The sequence below is a fragment of the Pseudomonas sp. CFBP2511 genome (assembly GCF_030209255.1).
GTDB classification, from domain to species: domain Bacteria; phylum Pseudomonadota; class Gammaproteobacteria; order Pseudomonadales; family Pseudomonadaceae; genus Aquipseudomonas; species Aquipseudomonas avellanae.
This window is the reverse complement of sequence record NZ_JARVSI010000032.1, coordinates 1-5,184: the sequence shown is the minus strand read 5'-3', so window position 1 is coordinate 5,184 and position 5,184 is coordinate 1. Positions and strand designations below refer to the sequence as shown.

Genomic DNA, 5,184 nt, shown 5'->3' with positions numbered 1-5,184 from the left:
TCCGTCTTCCAGCTTGCGGCTCTGCCGCCAGACGTAATCGCCGGTCAGGTTGATGTGCTCCCAACCCAACGGCGACAGGTACTTATACAGATCGGTATTCACAGGCTTTCCGGCCTCAGTCAGCCCTTGGGTGGCCCGCTCCAGGTAGACCGTGTTCCACAGCACGATGGCGGCGGTCACCAGGTTCAATCCGCTGGCCCTATAGCGCTGCTGCTCGAAGCTCCGATCTCTGATTTCACCGAGGCGATTGAAGAACACCGCCCTGGCCAAGGCGTTGCGCGCCTCGCCTTTGTTCAGGCCTGCATGCACACGGCGGCGCAGCTCGACACTTTGCAGCCAGTCCAGGATAAACAGCGTGCGCTCGATCCGGCCCAACTCCCGCAGGGCCACGGCTAGTCCGTTCTGGCGTGGGTAACTGCCCAGTTTGCGCAACATCAACGAGGCGGTGACGGTGCCTTGTTTGATCGAAGCGGCCAGACGCAGGATCTCGTCCCAGTGAGCGCGAACGTGCTTGATGTTCAGCGTGCCGCCGATCATTGGGCGCAGTGTCGGGTATTCCTGCACGCTCTGTGGCACATACAGCTTGGTTTCTCCAAGGTCGCGGATGCGCGGGGCAAAACGAAAGCCCAGCAGGTGCATCAAGGCGAACACATGATCGGTAAAGCCCGCAGTATCAGTGTAGTGCTCCTCGATCCGCAGATCTGACTCGTGATACAGCAATCCATCGAGCACATAGGTTGAATCGCGGACACCGACATTCACCACGCGAGTGCTGAACGGTGCGTACTGATCAGAGATGTGGGTATAGAACAACCGCCCCGGTTCATTGCCGTACTTCGGGTTGACATGCCCGGTGCTTTCGCCTCGACCGCCTGCGCGGAAGCGCTGGCCATCGGACGATGAGGTGGTGCCGTCTCCCCAGTTGGCAGCGAAGGAATGACTGAACTGGCTGTTGACCAGTTCGGCAAGTGCCGCCGCGTATGTTTCGTCGCGGATGTGCCAAGCTTGCAGCCACGACAACTTGGCGTAAGTCATGCCCGGACTCGAATCGGCCATTTTGGTCAGTCCGATGTTGATTGCATCGCCGAGGATTGCGGACAATAGCAGGGTTTTATCCTTGGCCAGGGCCCCATCCTTCAGGTGTGTAAAGTGACGGGTAAATCCCGTCCACTCGTCCACATCCATCAGCAGCTCGGTGATTTTGATGCGTGGCAGTAGCTGACTGGTCTTGTCGATCAGCGCTTGGGCGGTGTCCGGTACCGCCGCATCCAGCGGTGTAATCTTCAGTCCGGACTCGGTGAGGATCGCGTCGGGTAGTTCATTGTCCTTGGCTAGCTTGGCGACGGTGGCCAACTGCTTATCCAGCAGCTGCAAGCGCTCTTCCAGGTACTGGTCGCTGTTGGGGTTGATCGCTAATGGCAGCGCCTGTTCCTTTTTGAGCGCGGCAAACTGTGCGGGTGGCAGCAGGTAATCTTCAAAGTCACGGAACTGCCGGGAACCCTTAACCCAGATGTCACCGGAGCGCAGCGCATTTTTCAGCTCGGACAGGGCGCAGATTTCGTAAAAACGACGATCGATCCCTTCCTGCGTGATTACCAGCGGTTTCCAGCGGGGCTTGATGAACGCGGTCGGGGCGTCCGACGGCACCTTGCGCAAATTGTCTACGTTCATCTCGCGCAGCTGCTGGATGGCATCCAGCACACGTTGCGCAGCTGGGGCGGCCCGCAGCTGAAGAACCTCCAGAAAGGCCGGAGTGTAGCGGCGCAGCGTATTGAAGTTCTCGCTGACCAGGTGCAGATGGTCGAAGGCCTCTGGGCGGGCAAGCAGCTCGGCATCAGTGACGCTTTGAGCGAATTCATCCCAAGGCATGACCGCCTCGATGGCGGCGAAGGGATCTTCACCCGAGGCTTTGGCGTCCAGCAGAGCCTGTCCGATCTTCGAGTACAAGCGCACCTTGTCGTTGATCGCTTTACCCTGCTTCTGAAATTGCTGCTGATGCTTGTTCCTGGCACTGCTGAACAGCTTGACCAGAATACGGTCGTGCAGATCCACCAGTTCATCCGTCACCGTAGCGGTGCTTTCCAGCACGACGGCCACCAGGGTGGCGTAGCGCCGCTCATTCTCGAACTTGCCCAGATCCCGAGGTGTCATCTGCCCACCTTCCCGGGCCAGCTTCAACAGGCGGTTCTGATGGATGCTCCGATCAAGCCCTTCAGGCAGCGCAACCAGTTGGAAAATCTTCAGCCGCTCGATGTGCTCCATCATGTGCCGTGAATTCGGTTTCAATGGTGACTGGCGTAGCCAGGTCAACCAAGTGCTGTTGCTGCCTGCCTTAACGGTCAATAGTTCGTCAAGCTTATTACGATGCTGCTGGTTCAGCGGCTCGATCAAAGCACGATAAATCCTCCGGTTGGATCTGGCCACTGCCTCGGAGCAGGCTCGATCAATCACCATAAGGGGCGGCAAGATCCGCCGTTGCTGACGCAGACTCTCCAACGCCTGCCCAGCCAGCAACAGGCCTCTGTCGGTCTGCTGGGCCAGGCCGGTCAACTCGCGTACAAGGGCACGGAAATCCGACAATCCGAACGGCAGCAAACTCAGGTAGGCACGCAGTTCCTGGGCGTGCTCTCGACGGGTGACATCGCGCTGACCGTACTTCGCCCAACTTTCTGGAGCTGCCTGAACCTGTCGGGCTATCCACTCAATGACCGGATCGGGCAGCACGCTGTCGCTGGCCAGCGCGTATCCGGGGTAGCGAAGCAAGCAGAGCTGCACCGCAAAGCCGAGGCGATTGGCATCACCTCGTCGCTGACGGATCAGCGACAGGTCGGATTCGTTAAAGGTGTAATAGCGGATCAGGTCGTCTTGGCTTTCCGGCAGCGCAAGCAACGTGTCGCGCTCAGAGGCAGAGAGTATTGAGCGACGGGGCATGTATCAGTCATCCGGACGTAGGTACTGGTAGAGAGTTTCCCTACTTATACCGAATTCACGAGCTAACTGGACCTTTGGCTCGCCGGCAGCGGCCCGAGCCCGGACTGCAACAGCCTGCTCGACGGACAGGGCTTTCCTGCGGCCCCGATAAGCGCCACGTTGCTTGGCCAAGGCAATGCCCTCGCGCTGTCGCTCGCGAATAAGCGCTCGCTCGAACTCCGCAAAAGCCCCCATGACCGACAGCATTAAATTGGCCATTGGCGAATCGTCGCCGGTGAATACCAAGCCTTCTTTCAAAAATTCGATACGAACGCCGCGCTTGGTCAGCCTTTGCACAAGAAGGCGCAGGTCATCCAGGTTGCGGGCCAAGCGATCCATGCTGTGCACCACGACCGTATCACCTTCACGGACGAAGCCAAGCATGGCTTCCAATTGCGGACGCTGGGTATCCTTGCCAGAGGCTTTGTCGGTGAACAGCTTGCTTACCTCGGTCTGCTCCAATTGGCGTTCCGGGTTTTGGTCGTAGCTACTCACCCGGACATAGCCGATACGATGTCCCTGCATTTTCTAACGTACCCCGCTACACAGCCAGCGGCACACGCTGAGTGTGGCCATCGCATCGGCACGAGCGCGACGAGCGTTGCAGTCCCACAGGCGCGCCCTCAACGCTGTACGGCTCAATGGCTTGTGATAAACCTGCGACATTTCATACCTCAAACTGAATTCTGTCAGGTTGAAATCTAAGACCTTCACTCGATAACGTCAATAAATTCTAAATAGGACTCTATTCTGACGCTATGACACACGACTACCTGACATCCGGATAGGGTATAGCCCAACCTTACGGAGCGGCTGATGGCAAACCTTCGAAACCTAGTAAATCGTAGACTGGAATACGCTCGAAAACCTTGCGTACGATTATTTCCGAATTCTGTAGCCCCCCCTATCGGAATTGACCGAGACGTCCAGTGGCGTAGCTAAGGTGGTGTTGCAAGGCATTCAAGACATTTTGTTGCGCGTGGCCTTATAAATAGCGCGTGACGAATTCGAAGACCGGCGACAGCGACAGTTTCTGCTGCTACGCGATCGCAAGAACGGGCGATTTGCAGCCGCAGGCTGCCCTGTTCATTGCTATCCGAAGGTGAACTTCAACATCTTGCCAGAGAGAGAAAATATTTCTGCGCAGACTGGGAACTGCCGGCTAGTGCGGCTCCACTAACACTTCCGTCCTCTCCACAAGGGTAAAAATGACGACCGCAGACGTGCTTCTGCGCCGTAAATCCTTTGAAAAATAGGTTTCCCAATGAATCGTATTTCAACCAGTTCAGTTAATTCCAGTTTCAACTACACGACCCCTGCGGAGGAAGCGCCAAACCATTTCGCCTCCTCTCCCGCCAATTCCTCGCCACATGCCACCACAACCGCAATCAACCAAGCTTCAGAAGGACTACAAAAGCCGGGGGCAAGACTAAGCATGCAGGCGCAGCGACTGCGCCAATTGGGTGAGAGGCCAGCTCACCAAGACCGGCAGAACACAATTTTAGTTAAAGCTTTTGATGCTCAACGCTTAGACATCAACACCCACGCGGGCCCTTCCAACAGCCCCCACCTGAACGCTCTCAACCAGCTCCAACAACGAAACTTCAAACCTGCGGTTGGTGGGCTAGAAATCCCGGTTACACCCAACTCCCTATTAGGCGGGGGCAAACGAGTCTCTCATGTCGGCTCATCGTCACGCGACATACAAGTCTGCCCACGTGGGGCCGCTGCTGAATTGAGACAAGAAATACAGGACAAACAAACCTTTGTTAACGACCTTACTGAAGAGCTTGAAGACGCTACAGAAGAGGCCAATCCTGACGAAATAGCGAATACAACACAACAGCTGCGCCAAGCAAGAGCTGACCTTGTTGAATTACAGAGACGCCTTACGATGCTCGCACACGAAGACCGCAGAATTAACCAATAACTCCCTGCCTCAAGCCTTGGGCGTATACGCCCAAGGCACACCGAATGTAAATATCTTCGGGCAGGGCACTGTCTCTTGATGCATAAGCATTTTGAAACTTCTACACACAAGGTCTGTCGCTCTCGTCGAGCCCCCCGCCTGGGGGACTTAAAAGGGTGACGGAAATTTCTGAGATTCCGGCTTACAACCCCGACCTGTATCAGTATCTGTCGCCGTTGGGCTGGGAGCACGTCAACCTGACCGGCGATTACGTCTGGCGGCAGAGCCGCAAGCTGGAAGACGGG

Annotated in this window: 3 protein-coding genes and 1 pseudogene; 2 read left to right on the top strand and 2 right to left on the bottom strand. The window is 56.6% G+C overall.

Features of this window, described 5'->3' with window-relative positions:
• Both QRN38_RS25695 and QRN38_RS25690 read right to left on the bottom strand, forming a co-directional pair.
• Positions 1-2,931: Tn3 family transposase (locus QRN38_RS25695; RefSeq protein WP_285362784.1), on the bottom strand; the 2,931-nt coding region annotated here is incomplete at its 3' end.
• A 3-nt stretch (positions 2,932-2,934) separates the two neighbouring features.
• Positions 2,935-3,495: a recombinase family protein gene (locus QRN38_RS25690; RefSeq protein WP_005737570.1), complete on the bottom strand. Its 561-nt coding sequence runs from the start codon at positions 3,493-3,495 to the stop codon at positions 2,935-2,937.
• A 379-nt stretch (positions 3,496-3,874) separates the two neighbouring features.
• On the opposite strand from QRN38_RS25690, the pseudogene QRN38_RS25685 reads away from it, so the two are divergent.
• Positions 3,875-3,958 (top strand): annotated as a pseudogene (locus tag QRN38_RS25685) (recombinase family protein); the annotation flags it as partial.
• Positions 3,959-4,234: 276 nt separating this feature from the next.
• A complete protein-coding gene (xopO, locus tag QRN38_RS25680; protein WP_032641726.1) occupies positions 4,235-4,900 on the top strand; it encodes a XopO/AvrRps4 family type III secretion system effector in 666 nt (221 codons plus the stop codon).
• Positions 4,901-5,184: the final 284 nt, after the last annotated feature.